General features: G+C 72.2%; 15 protein-coding genes. 8 read left to right on the plus strand and 7 right to left on the minus strand.

Annotated elements, in window-relative coordinates; genetic code table 11:
• Positions 1 to 68: 68 nt before the first annotated feature.
• Positions 69 to 497: a succinate dehydrogenase, cytochrome b556 subunit gene (sdhC, locus tag FJ694_RS04700; RefSeq protein ID WP_157264723.1), complete on the minus strand. Its 429-nt coding sequence runs from the start codon at positions 495 to 497 to the stop codon at positions 69 to 71.
• A gap of 241 nt (positions 498 to 738) precedes the next feature.
• Positions 739 to 1,503 carry a GntR family transcriptional regulator gene (locus tag FJ694_RS04705; RefSeq protein ID WP_157264725.1) on the minus strand — a complete coding sequence of 255 codons (765 nt, stop codon included), beginning with the start codon at positions 1,501 to 1,503 and terminating at the stop codon, positions 739 to 741.
• Between the two features lie 173 nt (positions 1,504 to 1,676).
• On the opposite strand from FJ694_RS04705, the gene FJ694_RS04710 reads away from it, so the two are divergent.
• The 4 genes from FJ694_RS04710 to acnB all read left to right on the plus strand — a co-directional run bounded on the left by FJ694_RS04710 (position 1,677) and on the right by acnB (position 7,429).
• Positions 1,677 to 2,663, plus strand: a complete 987-nt coding sequence (locus FJ694_RS04710) for a malate dehydrogenase (protein ID WP_157264727.1) — start codon at positions 1,677 to 1,679, stop codon at positions 2,661 to 2,663.
• Positions 2,664 to 2,777: 114 nt separating this feature from the next.
• Positions 2,778 to 3,812 (plus strand): HpcH/HpaI aldolase/citrate lyase family protein, encoded by a 1,035-nt coding sequence (locus tag FJ694_RS04715; RefSeq protein ID WP_157264729.1) that lies wholly within the window; start codon positions 2,778 to 2,780, stop codon positions 3,810 to 3,812.
• A gap of 145 nt (positions 3,813 to 3,957) precedes the next feature.
• Positions 3,958 to 4,521 (plus strand): hypothetical protein, encoded by a 564-nt coding sequence (locus FJ694_RS04720; protein ID WP_157264731.1) that lies wholly within the window; start codon positions 3,958 to 3,960, stop codon positions 4,519 to 4,521.
• A 316-nt stretch (positions 4,522 to 4,837) separates the two neighbouring features.
• Positions 4,838 to 7,429: a bifunctional aconitate hydratase 2/2-methylisocitrate dehydratase gene (gene acnB, locus FJ694_RS04725; RefSeq protein WP_157264733.1), complete on the plus strand. Its 2,592-nt coding sequence runs from the start codon at positions 4,838 to 4,840 to the stop codon at positions 7,427 to 7,429.
• A gap of 93 nt (positions 7,430 to 7,522) precedes the next feature.
• On the opposite strand, the gene FJ694_RS04730 is transcribed toward acnB, so the two are convergent.
• The 3 genes from FJ694_RS04730 to FJ694_RS04740 all read right to left on the minus strand — a co-directional run bounded on the left by FJ694_RS04730 (position 7,523) and on the right by FJ694_RS04740 (position 11,180).
• On the minus strand, positions 7,523 to 8,917 hold the full coding sequence (locus tag FJ694_RS04730; protein ID WP_157264735.1) for a cytochrome P450: 1,395 nt from the start codon (positions 8,915 to 8,917) through the stop codon (positions 7,523 to 7,525).
• Between the two features lie 194 nt (positions 8,918 to 9,111).
• Positions 9,112 to 9,987 (minus strand): PRC-barrel domain-containing protein, encoded by an 876-nt coding sequence (locus FJ694_RS04735; RefSeq protein WP_157264737.1) that lies wholly within the window; start codon positions 9,985 to 9,987, stop codon positions 9,112 to 9,114.
• Between the two features lie 227 nt (positions 9,988 to 10,214).
• Entirely contained in the window at positions 10,215 to 11,180 is a 966-nt protein-coding gene (locus FJ694_RS04740) for a hypothetical protein (RefSeq protein WP_157264739.1), read from the minus strand.
• Positions 11,181 to 11,336: 156 nt separating this feature from the next.
• Here FJ694_RS04740 and FJ694_RS04745 point away from each other — a divergent pair, with 156 nt between their 5' ends.
• Positions 11,337 to 11,690, plus strand: a complete 354-nt coding sequence (locus tag FJ694_RS04745) for a four-helix bundle copper-binding protein (protein ID WP_157264741.1) — start codon at positions 11,337 to 11,339, stop codon at positions 11,688 to 11,690.
• A 545-nt stretch (positions 11,691 to 12,235) separates the two neighbouring features.
• Here FJ694_RS04745 and sbcB read toward each other — a convergent pair.
• Together sbcB and FJ694_RS04755 are read right to left on the minus strand one after the other, a co-directional pair.
• Entirely contained in the window at positions 12,236 to 13,660 is a 1,425-nt protein-coding gene (gene sbcB / locus FJ694_RS04750; RefSeq protein WP_157264743.1) for an exodeoxyribonuclease I, read from the minus strand.
• A 37-nt stretch (positions 13,661 to 13,697) separates the two neighbouring features.
• A complete protein-coding gene (locus FJ694_RS04755) occupies positions 13,698 to 14,597 on the minus strand; it encodes a DNA ligase (RefSeq protein ID WP_157264745.1) in 900 nt (299 codons plus the stop codon).
• Between the two features lie 197 nt (positions 14,598 to 14,794).
• Between FJ694_RS04755 and FJ694_RS04760 the strand changes: the two genes are divergently transcribed.
• The 3 genes from FJ694_RS04760 (at position 14,795) to miaA (ending at position 18,837) form a co-directional block, all read left to right on the plus strand.
• Entirely contained in the window at positions 14,795 to 16,477 is a 1,683-nt protein-coding gene (locus FJ694_RS04760; protein ID WP_232539896.1) for a pseudouridine synthase, read from the plus strand.
• Positions 16,478 to 16,654: 177 nt separating this feature from the next.
• The gene (locus FJ694_RS04765; RefSeq protein WP_232539897.1) at positions 16,655 to 17,848 is read left to right on the plus strand and encodes a multidrug effflux MFS transporter; all 1,194 of its coding nucleotides are present in this window, start codon (positions 16,655 to 16,657) and stop codon (positions 17,846 to 17,848) included.
• 11 nt (positions 17,849 to 17,859) lie between these two features.
• Positions 17,860 to 18,837: a tRNA (adenosine(37)-N6)-dimethylallyltransferase MiaA gene (gene miaA / locus FJ694_RS04770; protein ID WP_157264751.1), complete on the plus strand. Its 978-nt coding sequence runs from the start codon at positions 17,860 to 17,862 to the stop codon at positions 18,835 to 18,837.
• Positions 18,838 to 18,853: the final 16 nt, after the last annotated feature.

The following is an 18,853-nucleotide window of genomic DNA, read 5'->3' on the forward strand; positions in this document are numbered from 1 at the left end:
GCCCACCACCAGGCGCTTGGAACCGAAGTTCTGGTTCATTTGCAATGTTCCTCGCTGCAGTTTTCGAATCAGTAAGCGCCGAACAGCTTGGCGCCCAGCACCAGCGTCAGCACCACGCCCAGCGCCAGCACCGTCAGCGCGGAGCTGCGGCCGAAGGCCTTGGTGGTGTTGTGCGTCATGTCCATCCACAGGTGGCGCACGCCGGCGAAGAAGTGGTGCAGGTAGCCCCAGATCAGGGCCAGCGCCACCAGCTTGATGAACCAGCCGGGGAACAGCCCCACGCCGGCGGTGAAGGCGCTGGTGAAGCGCTCATAGGAGATTTCCGAAGAGACGCTGGTGTCGAACATCCAGATGATGAACGGCAGCAGGAAGAACAGGATCGCGCCGCTGATGCGGTGCAGGATCGACACGATGCCGGACGGCGGCAGGCGGTACGAGACGATCTGCGCGATGTGGATGTTGCGATAGACGGGTCTTTGCTTGATCGTGTCGGCCATGGTGTTATCGCCTCTTGCTGCTCGTGTTGTGAATCGCCGGGGTGGGCTTCGGGGTGGAGGTTTTCCGGGCTGAGCTACGGATAAACCCGCTGATTTTAGGTCACTGCAACAACACGTCACTTCAGCCTTATTGCGTACTGCGGCTCACGCCACATGACAGCCGTGTGAAAGCCTGGCGTGTTGCTATCGGTTTTCCTGTGCTCGTGTCTTTCGTACGCTCGCGCCGGGCTCGGGGCCCGGTTCAGCTGAGCTCGTTGCGGTAGTGGTGCTGCGCGGTGTTGTAGAGGCCGCGGCGCAGCTCCACCGGCTTGTCGCCGTAGGTGCGCGACAGCCGCTCCACGCTCAGCAGCGGCGCGCCGGGCTCCAGGCCCAGCAACTGCGCCGTGGCGGCATCGGCAGCCACGGCCCGGATCTGCTCCTCGGCGCGGATCATGCGCACGCCGAACTCGCTTTCGAACAATTCGTACATCGGCCCGCGCCAGCCCGAGAGCTTCTCGGCGGACAGGCCCTTGAAGAGCGCGCCGGGCAGCCAGATGTCGTCCAGCACCACGGGCCGGCCCTGCGCCGACAGCACCCGGCGCACCAGCACCGCGGCCTCGCCGCTCTTGAGCTCCAGCGCGCGCGCCACGTCGGCCGGGGCGCGCAGCCGCCGGCAGTCGAGCACGCGGCGCTCGGCCGGCGGGCTCGCGCCCTCGTCGGGCGCCAAGCGCAGGAAGCGGTACTGGACGTTTTCCTCGGCATGCGTGGCCACGAAGGTGCCCTTGCCCTGGCGGCGCACCAGCAGCCCGTCGGCGGCGAGCTCGTCGATGGCCTTGCGCACCGTGCCCTGGCTGACCTTGAAGCGCGCGGCCAGCTCCAGCTCGCTCGGGATGGCCTCGCCCGGCTTCCACTCGCCGCCCTGCAGGCTGCGCACCAGCAGCGCCTTGATCTGCTGGTACAGCGGGCTGAAGGCCGGCGCCGCGCCGGCGTCTGCGGACGGTTCGAAAGGCGGTACGGCGCTGGACATGGGACGCGATTGCAGCACAACGCGCGCCTTGAGTCCAATCAAACGTATCTTATATAAGACATAAGATCAAGTTTGATGTGCCGCCCTCCCCCGCACATGGATACACTTGCGACCCGGCGCGTCCGCGAGCCGCGGGCGCATCCCACCTCCCCTGACATGTTTGGAGACGCTCCATGAGCAAGAAGCCCGTCCGCGTTGCGGTCACCGGCGCCGCCGGCCAGATCGGTTATGCCCTGCTGTTCCGCATCGCCTCCGGCGAGATGCTGGGCAAGGACCAGCCCGTGATCCTGCAGCTGCTGGAGATCCCGGACGAGAAGGCCCAGAACGCGCTCAAGGGCGTGATCATGGAAATCGAGGACTGCGCCTTCCCGCTGGTGGCCGGCATCGAGGCCCACAGCGACCCGATGACCGCCTTCAAGGACACGGACTACGCGCTGCTGGTCGGCGCCCGTCCGCGCGGCCCGGGCATGGAGCGCGCCGACCTGCTGGCGGCCAACGCCCAGATCTTCACGGCCCAGGGCAAGGCGCTCAACGCCGTGGCCTCGCGCAACGTCAAGGTGCTGGTCGTGGGCAACCCGGCCAACACCAACGCCTACATCGCCATGAAGTCGGCGCCGGACCTGCCGGCCAAGAACTTCACGGCCATGCTGCGCCTGGACCACAACCGCGCCGCCTCGCAGATCGCCTCCAAGACCGGCAAGGCCGTGGGCACGATCGAGAAGCTGGCCGTGTGGGGCAACCACTCGCCCACGATGTACGCCGACTACCGCTTCGCCACCATCGAGGGCCAGAGCGTCAAGGACCTGATCAACGACGAGCAGTGGAACCGTGAAGTGTTCCTGCCCACCGTGGGCAAGCGCGGCGCCGCCATCATCGCCGCCCGCGGCCTGTCGTCGGCCGCTTCGGCTGCCGGCGCCGCCATCGACCACATGCGCGACTGGGCCCTGGGCACCAACGGCAAGTGGGTCACGATGGGCGTGCCCTCCAACGGCGAGTACGGCATCCCGGCCGAGGTGATGTTCGGCTACCCCGTGACCTGCGAAGGCGGCGAGTACAAGATCGTCGAGGGCCTGCCCATCGACGAGTTCTCGCAGGAGTGCATCAACAAGACCCTGGCCGAGCTCCAGGGCGAGCAGGACGGCGTCAAGCACCTGCTGTGATCGCGCCCGGATGTCCGGCGCAGCGCGCCGGACACCGCGTGAACTGACTGCTTCCGGGGCCGGTGACCGCTGTTCACCGGCCCTTTTTCCTTCCAGACGCCCAGGACCGCCGCCGTGACCACCCTGATCCACCCCCGCCAGGCCCTGTTCGAGGACGGCGAGCTGCCCGCCCCGCTGCCCGTGTGCGACCACTACGCGGGCGTGGAGCCGCGCATGTCCAAGAGCCTGCAGCTGCAGGCCGAGATGGGCCCGGTCTTCGACATCACGCTCGACTGCGAGGACGGCGCCCCGGTGGGCGGCGAGGTCGAGCACGCGCAGCTCATCGCCGAGCTGGTCAATTCGAGCGCCAACCGCTTCGGCCGGGTCGGCGCCCGGGTGCCGGAAGTCGGCCACGACAAGTTCGAGGCCGTGGCCGAGCTGCTGGTGCAGCGCTGCGGCGCGCGGCTGGCCTACCTGATGGTCCCCAAGCCGCGCGGCCTGGCCGAGCTGCAGCGCGCCGTCGACTTCATCGACGCCGCCTCGGACCGCGCCGGCCTGGCGCGCCGCATCCCGCTGCACGCCCTGGTCGAGACGCACGGCGCGCTGCGCGAGGTGTTCGCGCTGGCCGCGCACCCGCGCATCGAGTCGCTGTCCTTCGGCCTCATGGACTTCGTCTCGGCGCACCGCGGCGCGATTCCGGCCTCGGCCATGGGCGTGCCGGGCCAGTTCGAGCACCCGCTGGTGGTGCGCGCCAAGCTGGAGATCGCCGCGGCCTGCCACGCGCACGCCAAGGTGCCCTCGCACTGCGTGGTCACGGAGTTCAGGCACACCCGCGCGCTGGAGCAGGCGGCCACGCGCGCCGGGCGCGAGTTCGGCTACACGCGCATGTGGAGCATCCACCCGGCGCAGGTCCGCCCCATCGTCGAGGCCTTCACGCCCAGCGCGGCGGAAGTGGACCGCGCCGTGGAGATCATCAGCGCCGCGCAGGCCGCGGGCTGGGCCCCCATCCGCCACCAGCACGGCGGCCACGACCAGCTGCACGACCGCGCCAGCTACCGCTACTTCTGGCACGTGCTCGAGCGCGCGCACCGCACCTCCTGGAGCGACGGCGCGCAGCTGCCCGCCGAGGTGCAGCGCGCGTGGTTCAGCGAGGACGGCGCCGCGCGCTGAAATCCCCGCACCCGCGGCGCGCGCCGGAGCATTTCCCGCGCCCGTGAAGTTCTGTCGCTGTCCCGCAACCGTGCTCTGCCGGGCCGCGGGGCGGTGGCTCACAATCTGATCCCCGCGCGGAAAGACCTCGCGCCCAGGAGATTTCATGATCGCTACCCTTCGACTGGCGGCACTGGCCGCCGCTGCCGCCCTCGGCCTGATCAGCACCACGGCGGCGATGGCCGAAGAGGCCAAGCCCAAGGCCGCCAAGGCTGCCGCCGCAGCCAGCAAGACCGCCGCCAAGGCCAAGCAGCCCGCGCCCAAGCCCGAGGCGCCGCTGGCCGAGGCCGACGAGGCCCAGCTCACCGCCTACGGGCGCGCCTACCAGGGCGTCTACGCCTGCGAGTTCAACCAGACGCTCGACATCGGCCCCAACGCCAGGCACGCCGGCTACCTGGACGTGAAGTGGAAGAAGGACACCTACACCATGAAGCCCGTGCTCTCGCACACGGGCGCGCTGCGCCTGGAGGACGTCAAGGGCCAGACGCTGATGGTGCAGATCGCCAACAAGTCCATGCTCATGGACACCCGCGTCGGCCAGCGCCTGGTCGACGACTGCCAGAGCGCCGAGCAGCGCGAGGCCGTGGCCGCGGCCAAGCTGGCCCCGCCCACCGGCGGCGGCCTGGGCATCGACCCCAGCAAGCAGCCCGTGGTGGCCGGCAACAACTGAAGTCCCCTCCCCGCCCGACGGCGGTGCGCGCCCCGCGCGCGCATCGCCTGACGCAACGCAAGGCCGGCGCAAGCCGGCTTTTTCACACTTGCAGCGCCGATTGACCCGGGATGCTCCTGGGTCAAACCGTTCACGCGCCGCGGTGGCGGTGCAGACTCGCGCGCTGCCGCCATGCCACAGCGCGGCACTGCGGCGTTGTCTCAAGTCTTATATAAGACATAAAATGTCAGAGTCGGCGGCGCCCCGGGGCGACCGCCCCACGGACCGGCTCAAATCGGCCCATCCCCGGAAAACCCCACGAAGCACGGAGCCCCAGATGCTGCAAGCCTATCGTCAACATGTCGCCGAACGCGCCGCGCTCGGCATCCCGCCGCTGCCGCTGTCGGCCAAGCAGGTCGCCGAGCTGATCGAGCTGATCAAGAACCCGCCCGCGGGCGAGGAGGCCTTCCTGCTGGAGCTGCTGACGCACCGCGTGCCGCCGGGCGTGGACGATGCGGCCAAGGTCAAGGCCTCGTTCCTGGCCGCGGTGGCGCATGGTGACGTGCAGGTGGCGCTGATCAGCCGCACCCAGGCCACCGAGCTGCTGGGCACGATGGTGGGCGGCTACAACGTCAAGCCGCTGATCGAGATGCTCGACGACGCGGAGTGCGCCCCCGTGGCCGCCGCGGGTCTGAAGAAGACCCTGCTGATGTTCGACTACTTCCACGACGTGGCCGAGAAGGCCAAGGCCGGCAATGCCGTGGCCAAGGAAGTGATCCAGAGCTGGGCCGACGCCGAGTGGTTCACCAGCCGTCCCGAGGTCGAGCAGAAGATCACCGTCACCGTCTTCAAGGTGCCCGGCGAGACCAACACCGACGACCTCTCGCCCGCCCCGGACGCCTGGAGCCGCCCGGACATCCCGATGCACTACCTGGCCATGCTCAAGAACACGCGCCCCGGCGCGGCGTTCGTGCCCGAAGAGGACGGCAAGCGCGGCCCGATCCAGTTCATCGAGGACCTGAAGAAGAAGGGCAACCTCGTGGCCTACGTCGGCGACGTGGTGGGCACCGGCTCCAGCCGCAAGTCGGCCACCAACAGCGTGATCTGGGCCACCGGCCAGGACATCCCGTTCGTGCCCAACAAGCGCTTCGGCGGCGTGACGCTGGGCGGCAAGATCGCCCCGATCTTCTTCAACACGCAGGAAGACTCCGGCTCGCTGCCGATCGAGGTGGACGTCTCCGCGCTGGAGATGGGCGACGTCATCGACGTGCTGCCGTATGAGGGCAAGCTGGTCAAGAACGGCGAGGTCGTCGCCAGCTTCGCGCTCAAGAGCGACGTGCTGCTCGACGAGGTCCGCGCCGGCGGCCGCATCAACCTGATCATCGGCCGCTCGCTGACCGCCAAGGCGCGCGAATTCCTGGGCCTGCCCGCTTCCACCGCCTTCCGCCTGCCCAAGTCCCCGGTCGATTCCGGCAAGGGTTTCACGCTCGCCCAGAAGATGGTCGGCCGCGCCTGCGGCATGCCGGAAGGCCAGGGCATCCGCCCGGGCACCTACTGCGAGCCGAAGATGACCACGGTCGGCTCCCAGGACACCACCGGCCCGATGACCCGCGACGAGCTCAAGGACCTGGCCTGCCTGGGCTTCTCGGCCGACCTGGTGATGCAGTCCTTCTGCCACACCGCGGCCTATCCGAAGCCGGTGGACGTGAAGATGCACCGTGAGCTGCCGGCCTTCATCAGCAGCCGCGGCGGCGTGGCGCTGCGCCCGGGCGACGGCGTGATCCACAGCTGGCTCAACCGCCTGCTGCTGCCCGACACCGTGGGCACCGGCGGCGACTCGCACACCCGCTTCCCAATCGGCATCTCCTTCCCCGCCGGCTCCGGCCTGGTGGCCTTCGGCGCCGCCACGGGCGTGATGCCGCTGGACATGCCCGAGTCGGTGCTGGTGCGCTTCAAGGGCGAGATGCAGCCCGGCATCACGCTGCGCGACCTGGTGCACGCCATCCCGCTGTACGCCATCAAGGCCGGTCTGCTGACCGTCGAGAAGGCCGGCAAGAAGAACATCTTCTCGGGCCGCGTGCTGGAGATCGAGGGCCTGCCCAACCTGAAGGTCGAACAGGCCTTCGAGCTGTCCGACGCCTCCGCCGAGCGCTCGGCGGCCGGCTGCACGGTGCAGCTCAATCCTGAGCCGGTGGCCGAGTACCTGCGCTCGAACATCGTCTTGATGAAGAACATGATCGCCAACGGCTACCAGGACGCCCGCACCCTGCAGCGCCGCATCGAGGCCGTGGAAGCCTGGCTGGCGAATCCGCAGCTGCTCAAGGCCGATGCCGACGCCGAGTACGCCGCCGTGATCGAGATCGACCTGGCCGACATCAAGGAGCCGATCGTCTGCTGCCCGAACGACCCGGACGACGCCAAGTTCATGTCCGAAGTCGCCGGCACCAAGATCGACGAGGTCTTCATCGGCTCGTGCATGACCAACATCGGCCACTTCCGCGCCGCGGGCAAGCTGCTCGAAGGCAAGAAGGACATCCCGGTGCGCCTGTGGGTGGCCCCGCCGACCAAGATGGACGCCGCCGAGCTGACCAAGGAGGGCTACTACGCCACCCTGGGCGGCGCCGGTGCCCGCATGGAGATGCCGGGCTGCTCGCTGTGCATGGGCAACCAGGCGCAGATCAAGGAAGGCTCCACGGCGATGTCCACCTCGACCCGCAACTTCCCCAACCGCCTGGGCAAGAACACCAACGTGTTCCTGGGCTCGGCGGAGCTGGCCGCGGTGTGCTCCAAGCTGGGCCGCATCCCGTCGGTGGACGAGTACCAGGCCGAGATCGGCGTCGTCACCAAGAACGCCGACCAGATCTACAAGTACATGAACTTCGACCAGATCGAGGAGTACGCGGAAGTGGCGCAGGGCGTGAACGCCTGAAGCAGCCGCTTTTCAATCACGGCGTCATGCCGTGACTGACGCGCAGGAAGGCCCGCCATTGGCGGGCCTTTTTTCATGGCGCGGCGCCGGGACTCAACGGTGCCGCAAGCCCAGCCGCACCCCGCCCTTCGGCCGTAGCGTCACGTGCAGCACCGCCGCCATCGGCGGCGCATCCGGCGGCAACTCGACATCGAAGCGCTGCAGCAGCATCGCTGCCACGAGCGTCATCTCCAGCATCGCGAAATGCTGCCCGATGCACACCCGCGGCCCGACGCCAAACGGGATCCAGGCGCCGCGCGGCACCTCCGGCGCGCCGGGCAGGAAGCGCCCGGGGCGGAACTCGTCCGGCTCGCTCCACCAGCGCGGATCGCGGTGCAGCACCCAGGGCGTGACGTAGAGGCTCGCGCCGGGCGGGATGCGCCAGCCGCCCACTGAAATCTCGCGCAGCGTGTGGCGCGTGATCAGCGCCGGCAGCGGCGGATACAGGCGCATCGCCTCCTTCAGCGTGGCGGTGAGGAACGGCAAGGCCTGCAGATGCTCCGGTCCCGGGTCGCGGCCGGCGAGCACGGCATCCACCTCGGCCCGCGCCCGCGCCGCCGCGTCCGGGTGCTGCGCCAGCAGCCGGCTCCACCAGGTCAGCGCCGTGGCCGTGGTCTCGTGTCCGGCCTGGAAGCTGACCATGCACTGGTCGAACACCTCCTGCTCGCTCAGCGCCTCGCCCGATGCGTCGTCGCGCAGCGCCAGCAGGCGGGCCAGCACGTCGTCGCCCGCGGCCGGGTCGGGTTGCATGCGGCGCCGCGCGATGTGGCCGTGAACCAGGTCGCGCAGCGTCTGCAGCGCCTGGCGCCGCGCCGCCTTGCCGCGCCGCGGCAGCCAGGGCGGCAGATTGAAAGGAACGATCAGGTCGAACATCGCCGCCTCGCCCAGCACGCCCATGGCGCCGATGGCGGCGTCGGCCTCGGCGTCGGCCGCCCGGCTGAACAGGGTGCGTAGGATCACGTCCATGGCCACGCGGCCGAACAGCGCCTGCATGTCCACCAGCGCGTGGTCCGCGCCCGCGAGCAGCGCCCGCTCCAGGGCCGTTTCGATGGCCGCGCGCATCTGCGCCGCGTCGCCCGCCACCTGGCGCGGCGTGAAGGCCGGCTGCAGCATGCGGCGCTGGCGCTGCCAGGTGGCGCCCTCGGTGGTGATGACTCCGTGACCCAGGCCGAAGCTGCGCTGCAGCACGCCGATGGTCCGGGGCAGCCGCACCAGGTGCTCGGCCTGGTCCACCAGCGCCTCGCGCACCAGCGCCGGGGAGAACAGGTCGTAGCAGGCGCGGGAGCCGATGAACATCAGGCTCAGGTCGCCGTGGGCGCGATGCCGCTGTTGCGCGAAGCCGAGGAAGTCGCGGCCCATGGCGCGCACCACCGGCAGACCCCATAAGCGGCGCGGGGGGCCGGGAGGTTGCGCACTGTCGGGAGGCGTTCGAGGGTCCATGCCGCGCATGCTGCACGACTTGGGCTCGCCGGCATTCAGCCGTTGGAACGGCACCGCAGCCTCGGCCGCCCCTCGCTCCGCGGCCGCAGCGTCACGTGACGGGCTTCAGCCCTGACGAGTTCCTGCGCCGGCTGAGGGAGGACGAGAGCTTCTGGAGCTACCGGCTGTGGGCGCAGCCGCTGCAGGCCGGCGGCCCCGCGCCCTCAGCGCCCCTGCTCCTGCGCCCGGCTGGTGGGCGGGAAGTGGTCGAGCCAGCCGCTGACGTCCTGCCGGTAGGCGGGGCTGTTCAGGTCTGGCCAGGCGTTCTCGTCGAAGCCGCGCTTCATGTCGAGCTGCTCGCGCGGGACGTTGAGCACCAGGTCGGCGTCCTTGCCCTTGCCCGCGGGCGCGCTCAGCGCCGACAGCGGCAGCGCCAGCATCTTGTCGTCGGGGCTCCACTTCTTGTCGAAGTCCAGCACCACGTAGTGCACGCGCTGCTGCGCCATGTTGATCACCACGTCCTCGATCTCGCCGGCATCGGCGCCCTGGCGGTCGTTGACGTCCTTGTCCAACAGCTCGGTCATGCGCATGAGCTGCGGCTGCCCGGCCGCGGCGGCCGTGCGCTCGGCGCTGCGGCCGGCGGCGCCGTGGTGGCGGTCCACGTCGCGCCAGTAGGCATCGGCATCCAGCCCCGGCCAGCGCCCCTTGTCGAAGCCCGGCGCGGCATTGAGCTGGTTGCGGTCCACGGTCAGCACCAGGTCGTCGCTGTCGGGCGAGGTGCGGAAGGCGTTGACCGGATAGGCGAAGTACTTCTCGCCCAGCCCGGCGATGCCGCCGAACTCCAGCACCGCGTAGCGCAGCTGGCCGCTGCGCAGGTCCACGACCAGGTCCTTGATCTCGCCAAGCTTGGCGCCGTTGGGGTCGCGCACCTCGCGGCCGATGACCTGGCTGGCGCGGGCATCGCGTGCCAGGGCGCTTTGCGCGGCCGGCGAGGCGGCCGCCTTCGTGGCGGCGTCGGCGGCCAGCGCCGGCAGGCCGGCCAGCATGCCGGCGGCGGCCAGCGCAAGGACGAGGCCGCGGGAACGGTGGGCGATGCTCATGGAAGTGCTCCTGTGCTCGTTGATGGGCAGGACGCCCCGCCCGGCAAGGCCTTCGGCAAGACGTCCCGTGACAGCCGCCTGGGGGCAAGGTCCGGGCCCGCACGGGGCGGCACATGGCGGCAAGTGCGCTCACCAACGGAAAAGGCCGCGACGCCGGCCGCGGCCCTTCGGTGTTCAGGGGTCGGGACGCGCCGGCGTACCGTGGGCACGCCGGCCCGGGTGAGGGATCAGCGACCCGCGCTGGGGTCCTTGCCCGAGGAGGTGCCCGCGCCGGTGACGCCCGGGTTCACAGCGCCGGTGCCCGTGGTCGAGCCGCTGTTGCCCGACGAGCCGCTGTTGGTGTTGGTGTCGGCCGCGGTGTTGCCGCCCTGGCCCGTGGGCGTGCCGCTGGTGGCGCCGCGGCTGGTGGAGCCCGAGGTCATGCCGCTGCCGCCGGAGCTGCCGCTGCCGGACGACATGCCCGTGCTGCCGGCGCCCGAAGACGTGCCCGCGCCGGTGGCGCCCGGGTTGACCGCGCCGGTGCCCGTGGTCGAGCCGCTGTTGCCCGAGGACTGGCTGTTGGTGTTGGTGCTGGTGCCGGTGCCCGCGCCCGTGGTGGAGCCGGCCGTGCCACTGGAGCCCGAGGACATGCCCGTGCCCGCGCCGGTGGTGGAGCTGCTGGTGCCCGTGGCGCCGGCGTCGTTGTTGCTGTAGCCGGAGCTGCTGGGGCCGACGCCGGTGCGGTTGCCCTGGTCGGTACCGCTGTTGGACGTGGCGTCGGCGCTGCGGCCGGCGGCGCCGCCGTCCATGCCGGAGGAGCCCGAAGGCATGCCGCTGCCCTGGGCCATGCCCTGGTCGCTCGGCTGCATGCCCGTGCCCGCGCCGGTGGTGCTGCCCGCGCCGATGCCGGTGGCGACGCTGTCGGTGGAGCGGGTGCCGGCCTGCATCACGGGCACGTCGAGCGTGCCGCGCAGGGCCTCGTTGTAGGCCTGGCGGGCCTCGTGCTGGCACAGCGCGCGCGACTGGCCCGACTGGCCGCTGTTGCAGAACTCGATGTCCGAGCGGTACTGCGACTGCGCGGCGCCGCGGTCCGCCTTGTGGCTGCTGCCGGCGGCCTGGCTGGCGGTGCTGGCGGCACCCAGCGCCACGAGCACGGCGCCGCCCAGCAGGGCGATGCGGAACTGGCGGCTGGCGGCGGCTTGACGGGTCTTCATGAGGGGCTCCTTGATTCCGAGGTAGAGGGGAGCAGGCGGCGCGAGCGCGCCGCGCTGTGGGTGAAGGTGCGTCAGCAAGCGGCATGCGCGGCGCGGGTGCATGGCTTGCCGGCAGCGCGGCATTGCCCACGTTGTCGGGCTGTGGAGTTGACCCCCATGGAGAACCATCCTTACGGTGCCTGCATCGAGGCCTGCGACGCCTGCGCCGCGGCCTGCGACCACTGCGCGGTGTCGTGCCTGCAGGAGCCCGACCCCAAGCCGATGGCGCGCTGCATCGCGCTGGACATCGACTGCGCCGAGGTCTGCCGCCTGGCCTCGGCCGCGATGGCGCGCGACAGCGAGCATGCGCAGGCGATCTGCGCGCTGTGCGCGCAGCTGTGCGAGGCCTGCGGCACCGAGTGCGGCCGCCACCACCACATGGAGCACTGCCAGGAATGCGCCGAGGCCTGCCTGGTCTGCGCCGCGGCCTGCCGGCGCGCGGCGCTGCATGGGAGCGTGGGGGCGCCGTAGGCCCGGAGCAGCCGCGGCACGCTTGCCAACAGCGCAGACCGAAGAAGAAACGTCGTCATGCCCGCGTACGCGGGCATCCATTTTTCTGCCGGCCGCAGGCCGGCCTTCGGTGCTGCCAGACGGCCGGCCTCGCATAAAGCCGCCGTCCTGCCGGACAGCCCAACTTGGATTCCCGCTTTCGCGCACTGCTGTCCGGGGAAACTGGCAGAGGCTGGTGGCCCATAGGCATGGGCGGTCCGCACCCCACTTCGTCATTCCCGCGAAGGCGGGGATCCAGGCGGTCCCCAAATCAGCCGCAAGCCCATGCGCAGCGCCTGCCGTGCCTTGAGCCTTGGTGAGCCGACCGACCAGCTGCCGGCTGCTTGGGGGCCGCCTGGATCCCCGCCTGCGCGGGGATGACGAAGTAGTGGGCGTGGCATGTCAGCCTGTGGCCGACACCTTTCTTGGTTTTCCCCGGACAGCAGTGCGCTTTCGCGGGAATGACGAGGTCTTTGCTCGCGTCCAGCGTCGCTACGCCCTGCCCGACAGCACGCGCTGCGCCGTCCTCAAGGCGCAATCTCCTCGGCCCAGTCGTAGAGCGCGCCCAGGATCTCCTGCCCGCGCTCGTCGGCCGTTTCGCTGAGCGTGTCGATGCGCTCGGCGTAGGCCGCCAGCGTCAGCGCGCCGCCCTGCCCCTCGTGCAGGCGCCGCGCGCGGTGCCGGTCCCAGCGCGAGCGCTCGGCGGCATCGAGCGTGTCGGGATGGTTGCGCGCGCGCCAGCGGAACACCAGCTCCGCCAGGCGCGGGTCCTCGAAGGGCGGCTCGCGCAGCGCCAGCTCGTGCGGCGGCGTGGCGCGCAACGCCTCCAGCTTGCGCCGGTCGCCGTTGCTGACGAAGCCGCCATACAGGTCCTCGTCCACGTCCACCGGCGCGGCGGCCGCCGGGCGCTCGAACACCTGCGCCCACAGCTGCGGCGGCAGCGGCGGCGCGCCGGCGAGCTGCCGCGCGTGGCCGAGCTGCACGTCCAGGTCCAGCCCCCAGCGCTCGGCCTGCGCCGGGCTGAGCGTCTTGAGGTTGCCGATGACCACCGGCGACTTGTTGATGTGCACGCTCTTGATCGGCAGCCGCGTCACGCCTTCCGGCAAGTCCTCGGTGCGCGTGAACAGGCGCTGGCGGATGGCGGCGGCGTCCAGCCCGGCAAGCTCGGCCGGGTCGGCGGCCAGGTCCCAGCACAGCAGCTCGTTGCGGTTGCTCGGATGCGGGCCCAGCGGCCACATCAGCGCCAGGCAGCCACGCTCGGGGCCGAACATGCCTGACACGTGCAGGAACGGCCTGCCCGTGCCGATCTCGGCCAGCACCGCGTCCTTGCGACGCAGCTTCAGGCAGAAGTCCCAGAGCTTCGGCTGCGCCGTCTTGAGCAGCCGCGCCAGCGCGACGGTGGCGCGCACGTCGCACAGCGCGTCGTGGGCGGACTCGTGCGCGATGCCGTTGGCGGCGGTGAGGTCTTCGAGCTTGAAGGACGGGCGCCCGTCAGGGTGGCGCGGCCACTGCAGCCCGTCCGGGCGCAACGCGTAGGCGCAGCGCACCACGTCGAGCAGGTCCCAGCGGCCACAGCCGTTCTGCCACTCGCGCGCATACGGGTCCATGAGGTTGCGCCAGAACAGGAAGCGCGTGACCTCGTCGTCGAAGCGGATGCTGTTGTAGCCCACGCCCACGGTGCCGGGCTCGGCCAGCGCGGCGTGGATGGCTGCGGCGAAGGCATGTTCCGGCACGCCCTGCTCCTGGCATTGCTGGGGCAGGATGCCGGTGAGCAGGCAGGCCTCGGGGTCGGGCAGCGCGTCCAGCGGCGGCTGGCAGTAGAGGGTCAGCGGCTCGCCGATCTCGTTGAGCTCGGCATCGGTGCGCAGCCCGGCGAACTGCGCCGGGCGGTCGCGGCGCGGCACGCGGCCGAAGGTCTCGTAGTCGTGCCAGAAGAAGGTCAAATCGCTCATCGGCGGGACGATACCCGAGCGGTCCGGGCAGGCCCCTTCAAACGCCGGGATCGACGCGCAGGAATGACGCGAAGCGCGGCAGCCCGCGGCTGCTCCAGCCGCGGTGCCGGTAGGTCACGACGCTGCCCAGCGGCGGCGGGTCGCGGCGCAGCGCGTCGCTGAAGCCGCTGCCGAGCAGGAACTCGCGCCCTTCGCCCTCGCCTTCGAGCAGCCGCAGCCGCAGCGCCACGAGCAGCCCCTGCATCCGGCCCTCGGTGCCGAAGCGCCGCTCCACCACGAGGCCTTCCGCGTCCTGCTGCGGCTTGAGTTTCAGCAGCACCTCGCCGCGGCCGGTGAGGTAGGGCGCGTCGGCGCGGTGCAGCATCAGGCCCTCGCCGCCGGCATCCACCACCTCGCGCAGCCGGCGCTGCAGCGCGGCGCGGTCGGGCAGCCGCTCCTGCGGCACGGCGCGCAGCGCGGGCGCGTCCAGGCCCTCGACCAGCCCGGCCAGCGCGCGGGCGCGCGCCTCGAAGGAGCCGGGCGCGCCGGGCAGCTCGAAGAGCTCATAGCGCACGCGCGCCCAGTCCGCGGCGCTCGCGCCCTGGCGCCGGACCAGCCCGGACAGCTCGCTGAAGCGCCCGCGCGCCAGCCACAGCTCGCCGTCCAGCGGTTGCGGCGGCAACCGGCGCAGGAAGGCCGCCGGCGCCGGCACCGGCGCGCCGCTGCGAAAGCGCAGCCGCTCGCCGTCCCACAGCGCGCGCACGCCGTCGAGCTTTTCGCTGACCAGCCAGCCGGCCGGATCAAGGTCCGCCGGCGCCTCGCGCGCCAGCAGCAGCGCGGGCGGTTCGAGCCTGGCCGGCGCGCCGGGCGCGGCCACCGCCGTCCCGGAGGGCAGCCATCCCAGTTGCAGCAGCAGCAACAGCCGGCGCCGCGTGATCGCGCTTCCGTGTGGGTCCATGCGGGGCTCCCTGGCGTCGTGGTGCAGGGCAGCATAGGAGCGGGCCGGCGCGGGCGGCCTCGGCCCGAACCCGCAGGCCCCGCCCCGCGGCGGCCGGCGCGCCGCGGGCGCCGTGCCCGTGCAGTCGTGCCGGGCTGTCCCTGCCGGCAGCAGCGGCGTCGCCCGGCCGGGCGATGGCGGCATGGTCCAATCCCGGGATGAGTGACAGACCCAAGATCGGATTGAAGGCCGGCGCCGCGGCGCGCGATCCGCGCCGCACCAAGGTGCGCCCCACGGCCCGCAAGGCCGGCCCGCCGCCCACCGCCGCCGAGCGCGCCGCGCGCAGCGAGGCGGCCCGCCAGGAACGCCGCGACGACGCCGGCCGCGGCCCGCGCCGCGACGACCGCGGCGGCCCCAACGACCGCCCGCGCCGCGATGAGCGCGGCGGCAGTTTTCACAATGACCGCCCGCGCCACGCCGGCCCGGGCCGCCACGAGGACCGTCCGCGCCGCGACGAGCGCCCGGCCTTCGGTGATCGCCCCCGCCGCGACGAGCGCCCGGCCTACGGCGATCGCCCGCCCCGTGACGACCGCGGCGGCTTCGGCGACCGTCCCCGCCGCGACGAGCGTCCCGCGTTCGGCGACCGTCCGCGCCGCGATGAGCGCCCCGCCTTCGGCGATCGCCCGCCCCGCGAGGACCGCGGCGGCTTCGGCGACCGTCCCCGCCGCGACGAGCGCCCCGCCTTCGGCGACCGTCCGCGCCGCGACGAGCGCCCGGCTTACGGCGACCGCCCGCCCCGCGACGACCGCGGCGGCTTCGGCGACCGCCCGCGCCGTGACGAGCGGCCTGCCTTTGGCGACCGCCCGCGTCGTGACGAGCGCCCCGCCTTTGGCGACCGCCCGCGTCACGATGAGCGCCCGGCTTACGGTGACCGCCCGCCCCGCGACGACCACGGCGGCTTCGGCGACCGCCCGCGCCGCTCGGACAGCGGCGTCTGGGGCGAGCGAGCGCAACGGCGCGAGGAAGGCGGCTTCGACCGCCGCCGCCCCGCCCCGGGCCAGCCGGTGCGCGAGCAACGGTCCGACTTCCAGGACGCGCCCCGGCGCGAGGACCGTGCCGCCCGGCCGGCCAGGACCGATGACCACGACACGCCGGCCGCCGCGCAGGGCGTGCGCCTGTCGAAACACCTGTCGGAGCAGGGCCTGGTGTCGCGGCGCGAGGCCGACGACTGGATCGAGGCCGGCTGGGTCAAGGTGGACGGCAAGATGGCCGAGCTGGGCCAGCGGCTGCAGCCCGGCCAGGTCGTGGAGATCGACCCCGCCGCGCGCGAGGCGCAGGCCAAGCGCGTGACGATCCTGCTTCATAAACCGATCGGCTACGTCAGCGGCCAGGCCGAGGACGGCTACGAGCCCGCGTCTGTGCTGGTCACGGCCGAGAACCACTGGGCCGAGGACCCGGCGCGCATCCGCTTCCATCCCGGCCACACGCGGCACCTGGCGCCCGCCGGGCGGCTGGACATCGACTCCACCGGGCTGCTGGTGCTGACGCAGGACGGGCGCATCGCCAAGCAGCTCATCGGCGACGAGACGCGGGTGGAGAAGGAATACCTGGTGCGCGTGGAGTACCAGCACCCGGGCCGTCTCCCGGACCGCGACCTGGAGCTGCTGCGCCACGGCCTGGAGCTCGACGGCAAGCCGCTCAAGCCCGCGCAGGTGAGCTGGCAGAACGAGGACCAGCTGCGCGTGGTGCTGCGCGAGGGCCGCAAGCGCCAGATCCGGCGCATGTGCGAAGCCGTGGGCCTGAAGGTCGTGGGCCTCAAGCGCGTGCGCATCGGCTCCGTGGTGCTGGGCAAGCTGCCGCCGGGGCAGTGGCGCTACCTGGGGGAGTTCGAGAAGTTCTGAACCTCGGGTGACACCAGCACGACGGCCCTTTCGAGGGCCTTTTTTGTTTAGCGCCCTGAAGCATTCGGGGCCGGCCCAAAGCCGTGGCCTTTCGGCTGCTACCCTCGCCCGGTTCCGCTTTCCGCTTCTCCGATGTCCGTTTCCCCACCCCCGGCGCGCGCAGCCGTCTCCCCCGCCATGGCCGCGCTCGCCCTGGCCCTGCTGCTGGGCCTGCAGCCCGTCACCACGGACCTGTACCTGCCCGCGCTGCCGCGCCTGACGCACGCCTTCGACGCCACCCCGGCGCAGAGCCAGCTCACCATGTCGGCGCTGATGCTGGCCTTCGGCATCGGGCAGCTGTTCTGGGGCCCGGTGGCCGACCGCTTCGGGCGCCGCCCGGTGCTGCTGCTCAACCTCGCGCTCTACACGCTGGCCAGCCTGGCCGCGACGCTGGCGCCGGCCATGGGCTGGATGGTGCTGGCGCGCACGCTGCAGGGCGCCGCGCTCGCGGCCGCGGTCGTGTGCGCGCGCGCCATGGTGCGCGACCTGTACGAGCCGCACGAGGGCGCGCACGTCATGTCCAAGGGCATGTCGGGGCTGGGCGTCATCGCCATCGCCTCGCCGCTGCTGGGCGGCGCGCTGGCGGCCACGCTGGGCTGGCGCGCGCCGCTGGCAGCGGTGACGTGCGTCGGCGCCGTGGCCCTGGCCTTCGTCGCGACGCGGCTGCCGGAGTCGCTGGTGCCCGGCGCCCGCAACCCGCACGCGCTGCGCCTGGGGCCGCTGGCGCGCTCGGTGGGCGCGGTGCTGGCGCACCGGACCTTCCGCGCCTGGTCGGCGCTGGTGGCCTGCACCTACGGCGGGCTGTTCGCCATCCTGGTGATGTCCTCCTTCGTCTACATCCAGGTGCTGGGCCTGACGCCGGCGCAGTTCGGCCTGGCCCTGGCCTCGGGCTCGGTGGCCTACCTCACCGGCACCTTCTTCTGCCGGCGCTGGCTGCTGCGCCACGGCCTGGACGGCGCGGTGCGCCGCGGCGCGGCCTTCAGCCTGGTCGGCGGCGTGTCCCTGGCGGTGCTGGCGCTGGCCGGGGTGCAGGCGGTGTGGGCGGTGCTCATCCCGCAGTGGATCTACTGCTTCGGCCACGGCATCCACCAGCCCTGCGGACAGGCCGGCGCGGTGGGCCCGTTCCCGCGCAGCGCCGGCGTGGCGTCGGCGCTCAACGGTTTCATCCTGGCGACGGTGGCCTTCCTGGTGGGCCTGTGGACCGGGCGCGCCATGGACGGCAGCACGCTGCCGCTGGGCCTGGCGGTGGGCTTCTTCGGCATCGCTACCGCCACCGTGGGCTGGACGCTGGTGCAGCGCCACGGCGTGCTGCGGCGCGCGCAGGCGGCATGAAGGGGCCGGCGATGCACGACCAGCCCTCCCCCGGCGGCCTGCCCTGGATCGCCCTGGCCGGCCCCACCGCCAGCGGCAAGACCGCCCTGGCGCTGGCGCTGGCCGGGCGGCTGCAGCGGCCGGTGGAGATCGTCAGCGTGGACTCCGCGCTGGTGTACCGCGGCATGGACATCGGCACGGCCAAGCCGACGGCCGAGGAGCGCGCGCGCGTGCCGCACCACCTCATCGACCTGATCGACCCGGCCGAGAGCTACTCCGCCGCCCGCTTCGTGGCCGACGCGCAGGCCGCCATGGCGCAGATCCGCGCGCGCGGCGCGCTGCCGCTGCTGGTGGGCGGGACGATGCTGTACTTCAAGGCGCTCATCGACGGCCTCGACGAGATGCCGCCCTCGGTGCCCGCCGTGCGCGCCGAGATCGAGGCGCGGGCGGCGGCCCGGGGCACGCCGGCGCTGCATGCCGAGCTGGCGCAGGTGGACCCGGCCACGGCCCGGCGCCTGGCGCCGGGCGACACGCAGCGCATCTGCCGGGCACTGGAGGTCCACCGGATCAGCGGCCGGCCGATTTCCGATTTCCACCGCGACAAGGAGGCGAAGGCGCCCGAAGGGCTGTTCCTGTCGCTGGAACCGCAGTCGCGCGCCTGGCTGCATGAGCGCATCGGGTTGCGCTTCCGGCAGATGCTGGACGCGGGTTTCCTGGACGAGGTGGCCCGGTTGCGCGCGCGCGGCGACCTGGACATCGACCTGCCCTCGATGCGCTGCGTGGGCTACCGGCAGGCCTGGGAGGCGCTGGACGCGGGCCTGTCGGGCGCCGCGCTGCGCGCGCGCGTGCTGGAGACCGGCAGCGCCGCGACGCGGCAGCTGGCCAAGCGCCAGCTCACCTGGCTGCGCGGCATGCCGTGGCGCGTGACGCTGGCGTGCGACGCGCCCGACGTGCTCGAAGCGCTGCTGCGGGCGGCCGGGCTGGCGGCTGGAACGGAAACGGAGCGCTGAGCCGCGGTTTCCGCGT

The sequence above is a fragment of the Azohydromonas aeria genome, assembly GCF_009760915.1.
Taxonomy (GTDB): domain Bacteria; phylum Pseudomonadota; class Gammaproteobacteria; order Burkholderiales; family Burkholderiaceae_C; genus Azohydromonas; species Azohydromonas aeria.